The sequence below is a fragment of the Pseudomonas putida genome, assembly GCA_041879295.1.
GTDB classification, from domain to species: Bacteria; Pseudomonadota; Gammaproteobacteria; order Pseudomonadales; family Pseudomonadaceae; genus Aquipseudomonas; species Aquipseudomonas putida_Y.
The window spans coordinates 272,371-289,737 of sequence record CP047152.1; the positions used below are offsets into that span (position 1 = coordinate 272,371).

Here is a 17,367-nt window from a genome sequence, read left to right on the forward strand (position 1 = left end):
TTGCCCGCTCCCACAGGTGTAGTGATGCCAGTTCAGGCGGTGGCAATCCTGTGGGAGCGGGCAAGCCCGCGAAGGGCTGCGCAGCAGCCCCAAAGGCAGCAAATCAGATCCAGGAATGCCGTGCAGGCAGGGTGCCGTTAAGGTGGTAAGCGCCGACCGCGTGGTACTTCCAGCGCACCGGGTCGTGCAGGGTGTGCACCCGGGCATTTCGCCAGTGGCGGTCGAGGTTGAACTCGGCAAGGGTGGCGCGGCTGCCGGCCAGCTCGAACAGCTTCTCGCTGGCCTGCAGGGCAATTTCGGTAGTCAGCACCTTGGCCTCGGCCACTGCAATCGAGGCCCGTGCCGCGCTGGCTGCGTCGATAGGCGCAGCATTGACTTCGTCGAGTACCCGAGCAGCTTTGCGCAGCAGCGCTTCGGCGGCGTGCAGCTCGAGTTTCAGGCGGCCGATGTCGGCAATTACATAAGGGTCGTCACTGGCACGGTCGACGTTGGCTTCAATCCACGGCCGGGACTTTTCGCGCACGAACGTGATCGCATCATCGATAGCCGCTTCGGCGATGCCGGCGTCGATCGCCGCCTGGATCAGCTGCGAAGCGGCGCCCTGAATGTTGGGGATATCGCGCTGGCGCCAGTTGTCGATCACCAGTTCCGCGTCAACCGGCACCTGGTCCAGCAGCACGGTACCACTGGCGGTGGTGCGCTGGCCGAACCCGGACCAGTCATCGACAATACGCAACCCCGGGCTTCCCCGGCGCACGAATGCCAAGCGCTGGCGGCCTTCGTCGTCGAGGGCCTTTACCGTCACCCAATGGGCGAACAAGGCACCGGTGGAGTAGAACTTCTCGCCGCTTAAGCTATAGCTGTCGCCGGCGGGCGTGATTCGGGCCTTGAGGGTAAGGGTGTCTTTGGTGCCGCGCTCAGGCCCGGCGTTGCCGATGCGCCAGCCGTCGAGCACGCTGCGGAAGATCAGCGCTTGTTGCGCCTCGCTGGCCGTCAGGCGCAGCAGTTGCAGCATGCCGAACTGGTTCTGCGGGATCTGCCCCAGGGCGGGGTCGGCGGCGCTGATCAGGCGGAACACCTCGGCGACGGTTTCGAACGACACGTCGGGGCCACCGTAGGCCTTGGGTACGCTGATGCTGCCCAGACCGCTGCGGGTAAACAGTTCGATTTCGGCCCAGGGCAGTTTGCGTTGCTGGTCGCGACGGGCCGCTTGCTCACGGGCGACCTCGGCCAGTTCGCGGGCCGCTTGCAGGGCTTCGGCGTCGTTGCGCAGTACCTTGGCCGGCAGCAGCGGGGGCGAGCTGTCCAGATCGCTATGGGATTGGGTGTTGGCTTGGCTGGGCATCAGTGCCGCTCCTTGGCTGCACTCAATGCCCTGGCGTTACGCACTGGGGTGATTGTGATCCTGACCATTCCTGACCTCACAAAATAGTTATGTCGCTACAGCTGATCGCGACAGACGTGTGCTGGTCCGGTGGTCCGGTTTATATACCCTAATGATTTATAAAAATTTTATGAACTAACTTTTTGGAATATTTATAGAAGGGGGGATTTATTACGGGCGTGCCGGCCTCTTCGCGGGTAAACCCGCTCCTACAGATGCCTCAAGATCTGTGCATTCACTGTAGGAGCGGGTTTACCCGCGAAAGGGCCGGAACAGGTTTACTCGGAGGCCGCAGTCCCGAGGAACTTGCGCAGGAACTGCCGCGTGCGCTCTTCCTTCGGCGCTGCAAACAGCGCCTTGGCCTCGCCCTGCTCCACGATCACGCCCTTGTCGAAGAAGATCACCCGGTTCGCCACATCGCGGGCAAAGCTCATCTCGTGGGTGACGATGATCATGGTGCGCTTTTCTTCGGCCAGGCCGCGGATGGTCGCCAACACTTCACCGACCAGCTCCGGGTCCAGCGCCGAGGTCGGCTCGTCGAACAGGATTACCTCCGGTTCCATGGCCAGGGCGCGGGCGATGGCCACCCGTTGCTGCTGGCCGCCGGATAGGCGCCGTGGGTAGGCGTCTTCCTTGCCCGCCAGGCCGACTTTGGCCAGCAGGCGCCGGCCAAGCTCGATGGCCTGCTCGCGAGGCGTTTTCTTGACGACCACCGGCCCCTCGATCACGTTCTCCAGGGCGGTGCGGTGGGGGAACAGGTTGAAGTTCTGGAACACGAACCCGGCCTGCTGGCGCAAACGGCGAATCGCACTCTGCTGCCCGCCCAAAGGGCGGTTGGCATCGATGCTGATGGCGCCGATCTGGATCTGCCCGGCATCGGGGGTTTCCAGCAGGTTCAGGCAGCGCAGGAACGTGGTTTTGCCCGAACCACTGGGGCCGATGATGGCCACTACTTCACCGGGCTGCACGGTCAGGTCGATACCGTTGAGCACGGTCTGGCCCTTGAACCGCTTGGTCAGGCCTTTGACTTCAATCATGCTCAATGCTCCTGGTCATGCTGGTTGACCCGCGCTTCCATGCGGTTCTGGAAGTGCGCAAGGATGCTGCACAGCACCCAGTAGATGACCGCGACCGCCACGTACATGGTGAACACTTCGAACGTGCGCGCAGTAATCAACTGGGCTTGGCGGAACAGCTCGGGCACCTGGATGGTGGCGGCCAAGGCGGTGTCCTTTACCAGCGAGATGAAGCTGTTGCCCAACGGAGGCAACGCGGTGCGCAAGGCCTGCGGCAGGATCGCCCGGCGCATGGCTTGCACGCGGGTCATGCCGATGCTGGCGGCTGCTTCCCACTGGCCGCGGTCGATCGAGGAAATGGCTGCGCGCAGGATCTCGCAGATGTAGGCCGCCATGTTCAGCGACAGGCCGATCAGCGAAGCGGGGATCGGGTCGAGCTCGATGCCGATTTGCGGCATGCCGAAATAGATGACGAACAGCTGCACCAGCAGCGGCGTGCCGCGGAAGAACGACACGTAGACCCGCGCCAGCCAGTTCAGCGGCAGGATCTTCGACAGCCGCATCAGCGCCAGGGCAAAGCCCAGCACCAGACCGAAGAACATGCCGCCGACACTGAGCAGCACTGTATAACCCGCGCCCTTCAGCAGGAAGGGCGCGGAGTCGACAACGAGTTGCAGGCTTTCAGCGATCATTTGGTGACATCGGCACCGAAGTACTTCTCGGACAGCTTGGCCAGCGTGCCATCAGCTTTGAGCTTGTCGATGGCCTTGTTGATGGCTGCCAACAGTTCCGGCTCACCCTTGCGCATGGCCACGCCGCTTTCCAGGCGCGAGAAGGCATCGCCGGCAAGTTCGGTGTCCTTGGCTTTTTGCGCGTATTCCAGCGCGGCCAGGCGGTCGATCAGAATGGCGTCGATACGGCCGTTGCGCAAGTCGGCGAACTTGCTTGGGTCGTCCTCATAGGTGCGCACATCGGCTTGCGGCACGTCCTTTTTCACCCACTGCTCGTAATTGGTGCCAAGGCCTACGCCGACCTTTTTACCGGCCAGGTCCTGTGCGCCCTTGATGTTCAGCTGCTCGGCTTTCTTCTTCAGGATCAGTGCCTGGATGCCGGAGACAGTGTAGGGCTCTGAGAAGTCGTACTTTTTCTTGCGCTCTTCGGAAATGGTCACCTGATTGACCACTACATCCAGGCGCTTGGATTCCAGCGCGGCGAGGATGCCGTCCCACTTGGTCGGCTGGATCTTGGCCTTGACCCCCAGCTCCTTGGCCAGCAGCTCGGACAGTTCCACTTCGAAGCCGGTCAGTTTGCCGTTTTCGTCCTGGAAGCTGAATGGCGGGTAGGTGCCCTCTAGACCGACGTTGATGACGCCTTTTTCCTGGATGGTCTTCAATTGCTCGCCGGCGAACGCCTGGCTGAGCAGGCCGGCACCCAGCAGGAGGGCCAGGCTGGCGTTGAGTAGCGGTTTGGCGAATTTCGACATTTCAGAGCCCCGCGCTTGTTGTCTAGGTAGTGAGGTGGCGACTATAGGGTTGGCTGATTAGGCCGGGAAATACTAAAAAATAACTTTAATATTCCTTTTTTGATTTGCGCCAGGTGCTGGCTGCTTTGAGGGTAGGCGACGATACCCACTCCGTCATCGCGGCTTATGCCTGACTTAGTGCAGGATGGAATAAAGCGTTGTTTTTTCCAAGCCTCGGATTTGCCGTAAAGTGGATTGCAGCAGGCAGGTTCGGCCTTTTCGCGGGCCTGGCAACAAAATCAGATGGCCTATACGGCAGGAGAATCCCGTGAGCGAACAACCTTCATCCGCGCATTGGCAGTTGCAGAGCATTGTCACTGGCCTGCGCGGCGCCCGTGAGCAATGGCGCACCCGTAATGGCCGCAGCATCGGTGAGCAGGGCGGGCGCGAGCTGCCGTCGCGCGAAGCGATGCGACAGATTCTGGAACAACTTTGCGGCGCGCTGTTCCCCATGCGGCTGGGACCAGTCGACCTGCGCGAAGAAAGTGAAGACTTCTACGTCGGCCATACCCTGGATGCCGCGCTGACCGCCTTGCTGGCCCAGGCTCGTCTTGAACTTCGCTATGCGGCACGACAGAGCAAGGCTGAGCTGGCTGGCGTCGACGCCCGTGCGCTGAGCCTGATCCAGGGCTTTGCCGCTGCGCTGCCGGAACTGCGCGTACTGCTCGACACCGATGTACTGGCCGCCTACCACGGCGACCCGGCTGCGCGCAGCGTCGATGAAGTGCTGCTGTGCTACCCGGGCATCCTGGCGATCATCCACCACCGGCTGGCGCACCACCTGTACCAAGCCGGCCTGCCGTTGCTGGCGCGGATCAGTTCGGAGCTGGCGCATTCGGCCACCGGCATCGACATCCACCCGGGGGCGCAGATCGGCCCGAGCTTCTTCATTGATCACGGCACTGGTGTGGTCATTGGTGAAACCGCGATCATCGGCGAGCGCGTGCGCATCTACCAGGCGGTGACTCTGGGTGCCAAGCGTTTCCCCAGCGATGAGTCGGGGACTCTGCACAAAGGCCTGCCGCGTCACCCGATCGTCGAGGACGATGTGGTGATCTATGCAGGGGCCACGGTGCTGGGGCGTATCACCATCGGCAAGGGTTCGACCATTGGCGGTAATGTGTGGCTGACTCGCAGTGTGCCGGCTGAAAGCAACATTACTCAGGCCAACCTGCAGCTGGATTGCCAGGACAAGAACTGATCCCGCATTGAAATTGCCTGTGCCGGCCTCTTCGCGGACAAGCCCGCGCCTACACGGAACGTACCAAATGTAGATGCGGGTTTACCCCGCGAAGAGACCGGAACAGGACGACCCAATCAGCGCCCCAATTCGCATTGAAATCCGATCCATGTTTAACTTGAACGCTTGTTCAATGAAAAAACGCTGGTCCGCTGCCGGTGTTCAACAGGAGGATTCCTTTGCTGAACCCGTTCATTCCGAACCTCACGTCATTCGACGAGGTGCACGCCCGATGAGTGCACCGAACCCTTCCCTTTCCAATGGCAAGATCCGCATGAACCCCCCGGTGTTCTACTTTGCGGCAAGTTTCATCCTCATCTTTGGCCTGGTAGTCATCTCCAATCCGCAAGCCGCAGGTGACTGGTTGCTGGCGGCGCAGAACTGGGCGGCCAACACGGTCGGCTGGTATTACATGCTGGCGATGACGCTGTACCTGGTCTTCGTGGTGGTCACCGCCTTGTCTGGCTACGGCAAGATCAAACTCGGTGCCGACCACGACGAACCCGAGTTCAGCTACCTGTCGTGGGCCGGCATGCTGTTCGCCGCCGGCATCAGCATCACGCTGTTCTTCTTCTGTGTCTCCGAACCGCTCACCCACATGCTGCAACCGCCCCAAGGCGAAGCAGGCACGGTCGAGGCCGGGCGCCAGGCGATGCAGATCTTGTTCCTGCACTGGGGCCTGCATGGCTGGGGCGTGTTCGCCTTCGTCGGCATGGCATTGGCCTATTTCGCCTACCGGCACAACCTGCCACTGGCCCTGCGTTCGGCGCTGTACCCGTTGATTGGCAAGCGCATCAACGGCCCGATCGGCTATGCGGTGGACGGCTTCGGCATCATCGCCACGGTGTTCGGCCTGGGTGCCGACATGGGCTTTGGGGTGCTGCATCTGAACGCCGGTCTGGACTACCTGTTCGGCATCAGCCACAGCCAGTGGGTGCAGGTGATCCTCATCACCCTGATGATGGGCGCGGCTGTGGCCGTCGCCGTGGCCGGGGTGGAGAAGGGCGTGCGGGTGATGAGCGATATCAACCTGTTCCTGGCCTGTGCGCTGCTGCTGTTCGTGCTGTTTGCCGGTCCTACCCAGCACCTGTTCAACACGCTGATCCAGAACCTGGGCGACTACCTGGGGGCGTTGCCGCGCAAAAGCTTCGACGTGTATGCCTATGGTGAAAACCGTGGCTGGCTGGGCGGCTGGACCGTGTTCTACTGGGCCTGGTGGATTGCCTGGGCGCCGTTCGTGGGCCTGTTCATCGCCCGCATTTCCCGGGGCCGCACCATTCGCGAGTTCGTCTTTGGCGTGTTGCTGATCCCGCTGGGCTTCACCCTGGCGTGGATGTCTATCTTCGGCAACAGCGCCCTGGACCAGGTGATCAACCACGGCATGACCGCGCTGGGCCAATCGGCGCTGGATAACCCGTCGATGAGCCTGTACCTGCTGCTGGAAACCTACCCCTGGAGCAAGGCGGTAATCGCCACCACGGTGTTCATCAGCTTCGTGTTCTTCGTCACCTCGGCCGACTCGGGTACCGTGGTGCTGTCGACCTTGTCGGCCAAGGGTGGGGGAGCTGATGAGGATGGGCCGAACTGGCTGCGTATCTTCTGGGGGGCGATGACTGCGCTGATCACTAGTGCGCTGTTGTTCGCTGGCAGCATCGATTCGCTGAAGTCGGCAGTGGTACTGACTTCGCTGCCGTTCTCGCTGATTCTGCTGTGCATGATGTGGGGGCTGCACAAGGCGTTCTACCTGGAGTCGCAACGGCAGATCGCGCAGATGCACTCGCTGGCCCCGTTCGCCCAGTCACGCCGGGGGCGTGGCGGCTGGCGCCATCGCCTGAGTCAGGCGGTGCACTTCCCGTCGCGTGATGAGGTGTACCGCTTCATGGATGATGTGGTGCGCCCGGCGATTGCCGATGTGCGTGAAGTGTTCGAGCAGAAAGGCCTGGTACTGATCACCCAGGACGACCCTAGCCATGACAACGTCAGCCTGAAGATTGGCCATGGCGAGGAACAGCCGTTCATTTACCAGGTGCAGATGCGTGGCTATTTCACGCCATCATTCGCCTTGGGGGGGCTGGGTACGCAGGAGTTGAAGAACCGTCGCTATTACCGGGCGGAGGTGCACCTGAGCGAAGGCAGCCAGAACTATGACCTGGTGGGCTATAGCAAAGAGCAGATCATCAACGACATCCTCGACCAGTACGAGCGGCACATGCAGTACCTGCATTTGGTCCGCTAGACCGACGGGGCCGCTCTGCGGCCCATTCACAGCACAAGGCTGCACATGCAGGTCCATGCTGCAGGGCTGTCGTGCGTCGCGGTCAACCCATCCCGCATTCCACGTCGCAATGCCGCTGGCCTACAGGGGATCGCCTCCGTAGGTCAGCCACTCCCGCGCTAATCAAGAACGAAACTCATTAGGCTATAAGCAAACGTTTGCTTATAGCTAAAAGCTATTATTCGTTGCGATTCTATAGTGACCGGAAGTAAAAATTTCTAACATATTCCTTAAAAATCTTACAAATTCATAAAACGGTCATTTTGGTTTTATAGGATTGTCATTATCCTGTAGCGCAGGTGGCGTCTTAGACCAAAGTCGCGAAACGTTTAGAAACGATTGACTTAATGGTCACGCTTTGGGACTAAATCGCCCATCCCGGTGAGCGGGGCATCAGACCCCTCCGCCAGAGATACACAAAAATTAGAACGTAGAGGAGCAAAACATGTACAAATCCAGCCTAGCTCTGGCCGTGGCACTGGGGGTTCTCGCCCAGCAAGCAGGCGCTGCCGGTTTCGTTGAGGACAGCAAGCTGTCGCTCAGCTCGCGCACCATGTACTTCAACAATGACAACCGTGACGGCGGGGCTGACAACCGCGAATCGGGTCAGGGCTTCAAGCTCGACTACCTGTCCGGTTTCACTGAAGGCACCGTTGGTTTCGGTGTAGACGTCCAGGCCCTGTGGGGTATTCATCTGGATGGCGGCCGCGGCAAACACCCTGACAACAGCTCCTTCTTCCCAAGTGACACCGACCGCTCGGCTGTAAGCCAGTGGGCCCGCGTGGGTGGTAACGCCAAGGCGCGTTTCTCGAAGACCGAAGTTCACTATGGTAGCGCTCTGGCGCCGAACCTGCCGATTCTGGTCTCCAACGATGGCCGCCTCCTGCCGCAGACCTTCGAGGGTGGCACTATCCAGTCGAAGGAAATCGACAACCTGACCATCAACGCCGGTCAACTGACCCATGCCATGGGCCGTGCTTCGAGCAACCGTACCGGCCTTTCGGTCAACGGCGCCACTGCCGATAGCAACAAGTTCATCTACGGCGGTCTGGACTACAAGCTCACCCCTGACTTGACGCTGCAGTACTACTACTCGAACCTGAAGGACTTCTACAAACAGCACTTCCTGGGTGCGACCCACGTTTTCAAGATTGCTGATGATCAGTCCTTCAAAACCGACCTGCGCTACTTCGATAGCAGCAGCGATGGCAAGAACGGCGGACCAGGAGCGTATAACTTCAATAACAACGGCGGTTACGAGAAAAATGACGGCAAGGTCGATAACAAGACCTGGTCCGCAATGTTTACGTACACCTTGGGTGGTCATTCGCTGATGTTGGGCCATCAACAAGTCAGCGACGACGGTGGCTTTGTCTGGCTGAACCAGGGCTCGGTCCGCGATGGCAACAACCGTCCGGAAGGCGCCGGCGGCTCCAGCTTCTACCTGTTCACCGACAGCATGATCAACCAGTTCGCCAAGGCTGGTGAAAACACCACCTTCGGTCAGTACGCCTACGACTTCGCTCGCCTGGGCGTGCCGGGCCTGAAAGCGTCGGTTTCCTACCTGAAAGGTGAAGATGGCAAAAACGCCGTTGGCGGCGGCCACTTCAGCGAGTGGGAACGTGACGCCCGTGTCGACTACGTTATCCAGGACGGCACCTTCAAGGGCCTGGGCGCCAGCCTGCGTCACGGCGTCTACCGTGGCACCGGCACCAGCTCGCTGGCTGACCAGGACCAGACCCGCCTGATCTTCAACTACACTTACAACTTCCTGTAAGCCGTAGCTGAACAAGAAGCCTCGCCTGATGCGAGGCTTTTTTATGTCTGCAGATTTTTATGATTTTTGGTTATAAATAAATTGTTATTTATTCCTTTTGTTCTTGGTCGATTGCAGGCACATTGAATCCCTAAGGTACAGAACCCAGCCCAGGAGCCGCAGCCCATGAGCCTCAAACTCGGCGATATCGCCCCCGATTTCGAACAGGATTCCAGCGAAGGCAAGATCCGCTTCCACGAGTGGCTGGGCAACAGCTGGGGGGTGTTGTTCTCCCACCCGGCCGACTTCACCCCGGTGTGCACCACCGAGTTGGGCCTGACCGCCAAGCTCAAGGACGAATTTGCCAAGCGCGGGGTCAAGGCCATCGCCCTGTCGGTGGACCCGGTCGACTCGCATCACAAGTGGATCGATGACATCAACGAAACACAGAATACCGTGGTCAACTTCCCGATCATCGCCGATGCCGACCGCAAAGTGTCCGACCTGTACGACCTGATCCACCCGAACGCCAGCGACACCCTGACCGTGCGCTCGCTGTTCATCATCGACCCGAACAAGAAGGTGCGCCTGACCATCACCTATCCGGCCAGTACCGGGCGCAACTTCAATGAAATTTTGCGGGTGATCGACTCGCTGCAACTGACCGACAACCACAAGGTCGCCACACCAGGTAACTGGCAGGACGGCGACGAGGTGGTGATCGTGCCTTCGCTCAAGGATGAGGAGGAGATCAAGCAGCGCTTCCCCAAAGGTTACCGGGCGGTCAAACCCTATCTGCGCCTGACCCCTCAGCCCAATCGTTAATGGATTCCTCGTTGCATTGCTCTTAGCCAAGCAGGGATTTTCGGGCCGTTTCGACGGCCCTTTTTTATGCTTGTAAAAAACCTGTGGGAGCGGGCGCGCCCGCGAATAAGCCCTCGTGAATAAAGACAATAATGGAATAAGCAAATGAATAAATATGATTTCTAGATATATGAAGCGGCTGTTAATGTTACCTCCAACAGAACACAAGGAAGCGCAGCAATGCTGGTCGTCTCAATCGGTGGTAGCCCAAGTCTCCGTTCACGTTCCGGCGTGCTGCTCGAGCGTTCGCGCCAGTGGCTGCAGGACCGTGGCGTTGAAGTGGTGACCTTCCACGTGCGTGACTTCCCCGCCGAAGACCTGTTGCATGCCCGTTTCGATAGCCCCCAAGTGCAACACTTCCAGCAGTTGGTGGCCCAGGCGGATGGCCTGATCGTTTCTACCCCTGTCTACAAAGCATCGTTTGCCGGTGCACTGAAGACATTGCTCGACCTGCTGCCCGAACGCGCACTGACCCACAAGATCGTGTTGCCAATCGCCACTGGCGGCAGCATCGCCCACATGCTGGCGGTGGATTACGCATTGAAGCCGGTGCTGTCGGCACTCAAGGCACAAGAGACCCTGCAAGGGATCTTTGCCGACGATAGCCAGGTGGCTTACGCAGAAGGTACAAAGCCCGCCCAATTGGTACAGGTGCTGGAAGAGCGCCTGCAGGACTCGCTGGAAACCTTCCACGCGGCCTTGGCCCGTCGGCCGAACCCCGTGGCGCCCGGCGTACTGAATGAACGTCTGATCAGCGCTCGCTGGAGCATCTAACGGCATTACCCGCTTCACCACCTTACTCGCCCGTTAACGAGGCAAGCAGGTGCAACCCGAACCCCATTCGCACAGGAGAGCGCCATGCGCACAGTCTTCTTGCGTCGTGGTCTGGTCGCCCTGTTTGCGGCGGCTGTGTCCTTCGGCGCCATTACCCAAGCCCAGGCCGAGAGCCTGCGTATCGGTTACCAGAAATACGGCACCTTGGTGCTGCTCAAGGCCAAGGGCACGCTGGAGAAGCGCCTGGCCGAGCAGGGAGTACAGGTGCAATGGACCGAATTTCCCGGCGGCCCGCAGTTGCTTGAAGGGCTGAACGTCGGCTCCATCGATTTCGGCGTAACCGGTGAGACCCCGCCTGTGTTCGCTCAGGCCGCTGGCGCCGACCTGCTCTATGTCGCCTACGAGCCGCCAGCGCCGCACAGCGAAGCAATCCTGCTGCCCAAGGGCTCGTCGATCCAGTCGGTGAAGGACCTCAAGGGCAAAAAGGTCGTCCTCAACAAAGGCTCCAACGTGCACTACCTGCTGGTCCGCGCCCTGGAAGACGCCGGCCTCAAGTACAGCGACATCCAGCCTGTCTACCTTCCTCCTGCCGACGCCCGCGCCGCCTTCGAGCGCGGCAGCGTGGATGCCTGGGTGATCTGGGACCCGTACCAGGCCGCCGCCGAGCAGCAGCTGCAAGCGCGCACCCTGCGTGACGGCAAGGGCCTGGTCGACAACCACCAGTTCTACCTCGCCACCCGCAACTATGCGACACAGCATCCAGCGGTGATCAACACCGTGATCGAGGAAGTGCGCGCTGTGGGTGAATGGTCCCAGGCCAACCCGCAGGAGGTGACCGAGCAGGTTGCCCCGCTGCTCGGCCTGCCTGCCGACATCACCCTCACCTCAGTCAAACGCCAAGGCTACGGCGCTGCGCCGCTGACCCCAGAGGTGGTGGCCGCGCAACAGAGGATCGCTGACACCTTCCAGGCGCTCAAGCTGACACCCAAGCCGCTGAGCATCAAGGACGTGATCTGGACACCCCCGGCCAAGGTCGCTAGCGCGCCTTGATTGACTGCCTGTGCCGGGGCGTCGCTCCGGCTAGAGCCACCCTTGAGGAGACGACTCCAATGAGCCTTAACATTTTCTGGTTCCTCCCAACCCACGGTGACGGCAAGTACCTGGGCACTTCCGAAGGCGCACGTGCGGTCGACCACGGTTACCTGCAGCAGATCGCGCAGGCCGCCGATCGCCTTGGTTTTGGTGGGGTGCTGATCCCGACCGGGCGCTCCTGCGAGGACTCCTGGCTGGTGGCCGCGTCGCTGATCCCCGTGACCCAGCGCCTGAAGTTCCTGGTAGCCCTGCGCCCGGGCATCATTTCGCCGACCGTGGCAGCACGCCAGGCAGCCACCCTTGATCGCTTGTCCAATGGCCGTGCGCTATTCAACCTGGTGACCGGTGGTGACCCGGACGAGCTGGCGGGTGACGGCCTGCACCTGAACCACCAGGCGCGCTACGAAGCTTCGGTCGAGTTCACCCGTATCTGGCGCAAGGTGCTGGAAGGCGAAAACGTCGATTACGACGGTAAGCACATCCAGGTAAAGGGCGCCAAGCTGCTCTACCCGCCGATTCAGCAACCACGCCCACCGCTGTATTTCGGCGGCTCGTCCGAGGCCGCTCAGGAATTGGCGGCCGAACAGGTCGAGCTGTACCTGACCTGGGGCGAGCCACCGGCAGCCGTTGCCGAGAAGATCGCACAGGTGCGCGAAAAAGCGGCTGCTCAAGGGCGCAAAGTACGCTTCGGTATCCGCCTGCATGTGATCGTGCGGGAAACCAACGAAGAGGCTTGGGCCGCCGCCGAGCGCCTGATCTCGCACCTGGACGATGACACCATCTCCCGCGCCCAGGCCTCGCTGGCGCGTTTCGATTCGGTGGGCCAGCAACGCATGGCTGCCCTGCACGGCGGCAACCGCGACAACCTGGAGGTCAGCCCCAACCTGTGGGCAGGTGTTGGCCTGGTACGTGGCGGGGCGGGCACCGCACTGGTGGGCGATGGCCCCACCGTGGCAGCACGGGTTAAGGAATATGCCGACTTGGGTATCGATACCTTCATCTTCTCGGGTTATCCACACCTGGAAGAGTCTTATCGCGTGGCTGAACTGCTGTTCCCGCACCTCGATGTGCAACGCCCTGAGCAACCGCAGGCCGGCGGCTACGTAAGCCCGTTCGGCGAGATGGTGGCAAACGACATCCTGCCCAAATCTGTGTCGCAGAGCTGAGGGCCTGGCCATGAGTCGTGCAACTTCCTCCAACCTGACCCAGCGCCTGGCGCCGTGGGCGCTGCCGGTGCTGCTGTTGGCAATATGGCAGTTGGCCGTCAGCGCTGGCTGGCTGTCGACGCGTATCCTGCCGGCACCTAGCGCAGTGGTAAGCGCTGGCGTCGAGCTGGTGCGCAGCGGCGAAATCTGGACCCACCTGGCCATCAGCGGTTGGCGTGCAGGCCTGGGCTTTGTCATCGGCGGCAGCATCGGCCTGGTACTGGGCTTCATCACCGGCTTGTCGAATTGGGGTGAACGCCTGCTCGACAGCTCGGTACAGATGATCCGCAACGTGCCGCACCTTGCGCTCATACCGCTGGTGATTCTGTGGTTCGGTATCGACGAGTCGGCAAAGATCTTTCTGGTCGCGCTGGGCACGTTGTTCCCGATCTACCTGAACACCTACCACGGCATTCGCAACGTTGACCCAGCGTTGGTGGAAATGGCGCGCAGTTACGGCTTGTCCGGCTTCGGCCTGTTCCGCCAGGTGATCCTGCCGGGGGCGCTGCCTTCGATCCTGGTGGGCGTGCGTTTCGCCTTGGGCTTCATGTGGCTGACGCTGATTGTTGCCGAAACCATTTCGGCCAACGCTGGCATCGGTTACCTGGCAATGAATGCTCGCGAATTTCTTCAAACCGACGTGGTAGTGCTGGCCATCGTCCTGTATGCCGTACTCGGCAAGCTTGCCGACCTTGCGGCTCGGGGCCTGGAGCGCGTGTGGTTGCGCTGGCACCCGGCCTATCAAGTTGCCAGGAAGGAGGGCGCATGACCGTGCTCAAGGAACAGCCACCACGCCTGCTGCGTGGCACCCCGCTGGCCTCCAAGGGCCTGCGCAAGACTTTTGGTCAACGCGAAGTTCTGAAGGGTATCGACCTGCACATTCCGGCCGGCCAGTTCGTGGCCATTGTCGGCCGCAGCGGCTGCGGCAAGAGCACTTTGCTGCGGCTGCTGGCCGGGCTCGACCAGCCCACCGCCGGGCAACTACTGGCTGGTGCCGCGCCGCTGGAAGAGGCCCGTGAAGAAACCCGCCTGATGTTCCAGGACGCGCGGCTGCTGCCGTGGAAGAAGGTGATCGACAACGTTGGCCTCGGGCTGTCTGGTGACTGGCGACAGCGTGCGCTGGAGGCCTTGGATGCGGTTGGCCTGGCCGACCGCGCCAACGAATGGCCGGCAGCGCTCTCGGGAGGCCAGAAGCAGCGCGTGGCTTTGGCCCGAGCCTTGATTCACCAGCCCCGTCTGCTGCTGCTGGACGAGCCACTGGGGGCGCTGGATGCATTGACCCGCATCGAGATGCAGCAACTGATCGAACGCCTGTGGCGTCAGCACGGCTTCACTGTGCTGCTGGTCACCCACGACGTCAGCGAGGCGGTTGCCGTGGCTGACCGGGTGATCCTGATTGAGGACGGCGAGGTCGGGCTCGACCTCACTGTTGACCTGGCACGGCCCCGGGCGCGTGGTTCGCACCGTCTGGCCGCGCTGGAAAGCGAAGTGCTCAACCGTGTTCTGTCCATCCCGGGCACTGCGCCCGAGCCGGATCCTGTAGCCCCTCTGCCCACGCAACTGCGCTGGGCGCACTGAATCCCAAAAGCCAAAAGGAAGCAAACCATGACTATCAAAGCCATCAATGTTCGCAACCAGTTCAAAGGTACTGTGAAAGAAATCCTCGAAGGCCCGGTACTGTCGGAAATCGACGTGCAGACGGCTTCGGGTATCGTCACTTCGGTGATTACCACCCGTTCCGTGCGTGAGCTGGAGCTGCAGGTGGGCAGCGAAGTGATTGCCTTCGTAAAGTCGACTGAAGTGTCTATTGCCAAGCTGTGATGCTGCTGCTCGATAATGGGGCTGCTTTGCAGCCTTCGCGGGCACGCCCGCTCCCACAGGTACTTCGCAAGCTCCAGGGTATGCGCGGGCTCTGTGGGAGCGGGCGTGCCCGCGAAGGGCCGCCAAGCGGCCCCAGATTTCTCAGCTGGAACGCTTGGCCAGAAACGGCGGCAGATACAACCCCAGATACGCCTCGAATACACGCTTGCCTTCCTCGGCCATGCGCGGGGTGATCGCCTCGTGCAACTGCACCGACCGTGCATACACCCGGTCGCTCAATTCCATGCCCAGGGCAAACACATCCACATCCAGTGGCATCACCGGCAGGTGAAAATGCTGGTCGAACAACTTGTGCATCAAGTTGCCCAGTTCCATGTCGTGCTGCCGGTCGGCCTGCACCACCTCGCTCAGGCCATGCTGCGCCAGGATCAACTGCCGCGCTGCCGCATCCTCGTTATAGATATCAAGCATGCGTTCTTCGATCAGCCGTGACAGCTCGTGCCAGGTGCTGAACGCGCTGCTGTCGATCGGTGCGCTCAGGGCTTCGCGAAACGCCCGGTGTACATCCGCAGTAAGCGCCTCCAGCAAGGCCGGCACACTGGCGAAGAAGTGATACACCGACGACGGTGGAATCTGCGCCCGCTCGGCCACGCTGTAGATAGAAAGCGCCGCCACCCCTTGCTCGGCCAACAGCTCACGCGCAGCCGCCAGGATCGCCTCGATCCTGGCCTGGCTGCTGGCACGCGGTTTGCGCGGGGTGGTGGTGCGGTTCATCAACTGCTGATTGCCAGGATGCTGGCCTGGTAGGCACCGACGAACAGGTCGAAGTCGCCGACTTCTTCCTGTTCCAGCTCGGACTGCCTGGCGAGCGACTCGCGGGCCAGCGTCTCGAATGCCTGCTGTTTTTCGTTGCTCAGTGGTTGTTCGCGGAAAGTCTCGGCGTGTACACGGCTCTGGCGCAGCGAGAACTGGACGAAGCTCTCGTCATGCTCGGTCATGCGTGCCAGCACCTGGGCCGATGGGGTCAGTGAGGTGTCGTCGACCTTGGCCTGCTGGGCATCCAGGGCCTTGGCGTGCTCATCAGAGCCCTGCGCCTGATCGAGCAGGTTGGCCAACTCGCGGATACGCTCGATCAGCTCGCTGGCCCAGTCCTTCAGGCTGATCGGCTGGCCATTGCGGTGCAACTCCAGGCCCGGACGACGACCTTCCTTGACCACAGTCAGGAAGTTGCTGGTGCACTGGCCGCATTCGCCGTTGTCCAGTTGCGGGCTGTCTTCCAGCGCGCAGAACAGCAGGAATGCGTCGAGGAAGCGCGCCTCGGTCAGGTCGATACCAACCGGCAGGAACGGATTGATGTCCAGGCAACGCACTTCCACATACTGCACACCGCGCGAAGTCAGGGCCTGGATCGGCCGTTCGCCGGAGTAGGTGACCCGCTTGGGGCGAATGTTCGAGTAGTACTCGTTTTCGATCTGCAGAATATTGGTGTTCAGCTGAACCCACTCGCCATCCACATGCGTGCCGACTTCAACGTACGGCGGGTAGGGCGTGCCAACGGCCTTGCGCAGGCTGTCGGTGTAGCTGGCCAGGTTGTTGTAGCAGGGCGTAAGACCGGCCTGGGCGTTGCTCTGGTAACCCAGGTCGCTCATGCGCAGGCTGGTGGCGTAGGGCAGGAACAGGGTTTCGGCATCCAGCTCTTCAAGCTGGTGCGGGCGGCCACGCAGGAAGCCTTTGTCCAGTGCCGGCGAGGCGCCGAACAGGTACATCAGCAGCCAGCTGTAGCGGCGGAAGTTACGAATCAGCGCGATGTAGGCCGACGACTGGTAGTCGCGGTCATTTTCCGTACTGCCTTCGTCTTCGCGCAGCAATGGCCAAAGCGCTTCGGGCAGCGAGAAGTTGTAATGGATACCGGCAATACACTGCATGGTACGGCCGTAACGCAGGGCCAGGCCCTTGCGGTAGACGTGTTTGAGCTTGCCGATGTTCGAGCTGCCGTACTCAGCGATCGGGATGTCCTCCTCGGCCGGCAGCGTGCACGGCATCGACGGGCTCCACAGGTATTCGTCGCCCAGCTTGCTGTAGACGAAACGGTGGGTCTCTTCGAGGCTTTCGAGCACCTTGGCCGGGTCGGCCAGCGCTGGGGTGATGAACTCCAGCAGCGACTCGGAATAATCGGTGGTGATCTGCTCGTTGGTCAGCGCCGATCCCAGTGCTTCCGGATGCGGGGTCTGGGCCAGGCGACCTTCGTCGGTCACGCGCAGGCATTCGCGCTCAATACCGTGCAGGCACTGCTTGAGCAGGGGGAGATTGGCGCCGAGCAGGCTCAGGCGGCGGTTGAGGAGGTCGCTCAAGATGTATTCCTTCACGCGTCAGTCGCCCCAATATGGGGGTAGAGATAACGGTCTACAAGGGTAGGAA

The 17,367-nt window shown here is 61.1% G+C and carries 16 protein-coding genes; 10 read left to right on the forward strand and 6 right to left on the reverse strand.

Features of this window, described 5'->3' with window-relative positions:
* Nucleotides 1-103: 103 nt before the first annotated feature.
* From GST84_01210 to tcyJ, 4 genes are all read right to left on the reverse strand, one after another.
* On the reverse strand, nt 104-1,345 hold the full coding sequence (locus GST84_01210; protein XGB11048.1) for an SfnB family sulfur acquisition oxidoreductase: 1,242 nt from the start codon (nt 1,343-1,345) through the stop codon (nt 104-106).
* A gap of 317 nt (nt 1,346-1,662) precedes the next feature.
* Nucleotides 1,663-2,421: an L-cystine ABC transporter ATP-binding protein YecC gene (yecC, locus tag GST84_01215; GenBank protein XGB11049.1), complete on the reverse strand. Its 759-nt coding sequence runs from the start codon at nt 2,419-2,421 to the stop codon at nt 1,663-1,665.
* A 2-nt stretch (nt 2,422-2,423) separates the two neighbouring features.
* A complete protein-coding gene (gene tcyL, locus GST84_01220; protein ID XGB11050.1) occupies nt 2,424-3,092 on the reverse strand; it encodes a cystine ABC transporter permease in 669 nt (222 codons plus the stop codon).
* Complete coding sequence (gene tcyJ, locus GST84_01225) at nt 3,089-3,883, reverse strand: cystine ABC transporter substrate-binding protein (protein XGB11051.1); 795 nt, start codon at nt 3,881-3,883, stop codon at nt 3,089-3,091. The genes tcyL and tcyJ overlap by 4 nt, the downstream gene beginning before the upstream one ends.
* A gap of 307 nt (nt 3,884-4,190) precedes the next feature.
* On the opposite strand from tcyJ, the gene GST84_01230 reads away from it, so the two are divergent.
* The 10 genes from GST84_01230 to GST84_01275 all read left to right on the forward strand — a co-directional run bounded on the left by GST84_01230 (nt 4,191) and on the right by GST84_01275 (nt 14,949).
* Entirely contained in the window at nt 4,191-5,123 is a 933-nt protein-coding gene (locus tag GST84_01230; GenBank protein XGB11052.1) for a serine acetyltransferase, read from the forward strand.
* Between the two features lie 271 nt (nt 5,124-5,394).
* Nucleotides 5,395-7,398 carry a BCCT family transporter gene (locus GST84_01235; protein ID XGB11053.1) on the forward strand — a complete coding sequence of 668 codons (2,004 nt, stop codon included), beginning with the start codon at nt 5,395-5,397 and terminating at the stop codon, nt 7,396-7,398.
* 484 nt (nt 7,399-7,882) lie between these two features.
* The gene (locus GST84_01240; protein ID XGB11054.1) at nt 7,883-9,214 is read left to right on the forward strand and encodes an outer membrane porin, OprD family; all 1,332 of its coding nucleotides are present in this window, start codon (nt 7,883-7,885) and stop codon (nt 9,212-9,214) included.
* A gap of 165 nt (nt 9,215-9,379) precedes the next feature.
* The gene (locus GST84_01245) at nt 9,380-10,018 is read left to right on the forward strand and encodes a peroxiredoxin (protein ID XGB11055.1); all 639 of its coding nucleotides are present in this window, start codon (nt 9,380-9,382) and stop codon (nt 10,016-10,018) included.
* A 219-nt stretch (nt 10,019-10,237) separates the two neighbouring features.
* Nucleotides 10,238-10,831: an NADPH-dependent FMN reductase gene (ssuE, locus tag GST84_01250; protein XGB11056.1), complete on the forward strand. Its 594-nt coding sequence runs from the start codon at nt 10,238-10,240 to the stop codon at nt 10,829-10,831.
* 84 nt (nt 10,832-10,915) lie between these two features.
* The gene (locus GST84_01255; protein XGB11057.1) at nt 10,916-11,881 is read left to right on the forward strand and encodes an aliphatic sulfonate ABC transporter substrate-binding protein; all 966 of its coding nucleotides are present in this window, start codon (nt 10,916-10,918) and stop codon (nt 11,879-11,881) included.
* Between the two features lie 59 nt (nt 11,882-11,940).
* Nucleotides 11,941-13,089, forward strand: coding sequence for an FMNH2-dependent alkanesulfonate monooxygenase (gene ssuD / locus GST84_01260; GenBank protein XGB11058.1), 1,149 nt, complete (start codon nt 11,941-11,943; stop codon nt 13,087-13,089).
* Nucleotides 13,090-13,099: 10 nt separating this feature from the next.
* Entirely contained in the window at nt 13,100-13,897 is a 798-nt protein-coding gene (gene ssuC / locus GST84_01265; GenBank protein ID XGB11059.1) for an aliphatic sulfonate ABC transporter permease SsuC, read from the forward strand.
* Entirely contained in the window at nt 13,894-14,706 is an 813-nt protein-coding gene (gene ssuB, locus GST84_01270) for an aliphatic sulfonates ABC transporter ATP-binding protein (GenBank protein XGB11060.1), read from the forward strand. The genes ssuC and ssuB overlap by 4 nt, the downstream gene beginning before the upstream one ends.
* Before the next feature lie 27 nt (nt 14,707-14,733).
* Nucleotides 14,734-14,949 (forward strand): transporter, encoded by a 216-nt coding sequence (locus GST84_01275; protein XGB11061.1) that lies wholly within the window; start codon nt 14,734-14,736, stop codon nt 14,947-14,949.
* A gap of 141 nt (nt 14,950-15,090) precedes the next feature.
* Here GST84_01275 and GST84_01280 read toward each other — a convergent pair whose 3' ends face one another.
* Together GST84_01280 and GST84_01285 are read right to left on the reverse strand one after the other, a co-directional pair.
* Nucleotides 15,091-15,723: a TetR family transcriptional regulator gene (locus tag GST84_01280; GenBank protein XGB11062.1), complete on the reverse strand. Its 633-nt coding sequence runs from the start codon at nt 15,721-15,723 to the stop codon at nt 15,091-15,093.
* Nucleotides 15,723-17,315, reverse strand: coding sequence for a glutamate--cysteine ligase (locus GST84_01285; protein ID XGB11063.1), 1,593 nt, complete (start codon nt 17,313-17,315; stop codon nt 15,723-15,725). Before GST84_01285 ends, GST84_01280 begins: the two co-directional genes overlap by 1 nt.
* Between the last annotated feature and the right edge of the window lie 52 nt (nt 17,316-17,367).

Bases quoted from the DNA above. Each gene is read 5' to 3' on its own strand.
- GST84_01240 (XGB11054.1), top strand. From the start codon at position 7,883: ATGTACAAATCCAGCCTAGCTCTGGCCGTGGCACTGGGGGTTCTCGCC.
- tcyJ (XGB11051.1), bottom strand. From the start codon at position 3,883: ATGTCGAAATTCGCCAAACCGCTACTCAACGCCAGCCTGGCCCTCCTG.
- ssuC (XGB11059.1), top strand. From the start codon at position 13,100: ATGAGTCGTGCAACTTCCTCCAACCTGACCCAGCGCCTGGCGCCGTGG.
- GST84_01235 (XGB11053.1), top strand. From the start codon at position 5,395: ATGAGTGCACCGAACCCTTCCCTTTCCAATGGCAAGATCCGCATGAAC.
- GST84_01275 (XGB11061.1), top strand. From the start codon at position 14,734: ATGACTATCAAAGCCATCAATGTTCGCAACCAGTTCAAAGGTACTGTG.
- yecC (XGB11049.1), bottom strand. From the start codon at position 2,421: ATGATTGAAGTCAAAGGCCTGACCAAGCGGTTCAAGGGCCAGACCGTG.
- ssuB (XGB11060.1), top strand. From the start codon at position 13,894: ATGACCGTGCTCAAGGAACAGCCACCACGCCTGCTGCGTGGCACCCCG.
- GST84_01255 (XGB11057.1), top strand. From the start codon at position 10,916: ATGCGCACAGTCTTCTTGCGTCGTGGTCTGGTCGCCCTGTTTGCGGCG.
- ssuD (XGB11058.1), top strand. From the start codon at position 11,941: ATGAGCCTTAACATTTTCTGGTTCCTCCCAACCCACGGTGACGGCAAG.
- GST84_01210 (XGB11048.1), bottom strand. From the start codon at position 1,345: ATGCCCAGCCAAGCCAACACCCAATCCCATAGCGATCTGGACAGCTCG.
- GST84_01280 (XGB11062.1), bottom strand. From the start codon at position 15,723: ATGAACCGCACCACCACCCCGCGCAAACCGCGTGCCAGCAGCCAGGCC.
- tcyL (XGB11050.1), bottom strand. From the start codon at position 3,092: ATGATCGCTGAAAGCCTGCAACTCGTTGTCGACTCCGCGCCCTTCCTG.
- GST84_01245 (XGB11055.1), top strand. From the start codon at position 9,380: ATGAGCCTCAAACTCGGCGATATCGCCCCCGATTTCGAACAGGATTCC.
- ssuE (XGB11056.1), top strand. From the start codon at position 10,238: ATGCTGGTCGTCTCAATCGGTGGTAGCCCAAGTCTCCGTTCACGTTCC.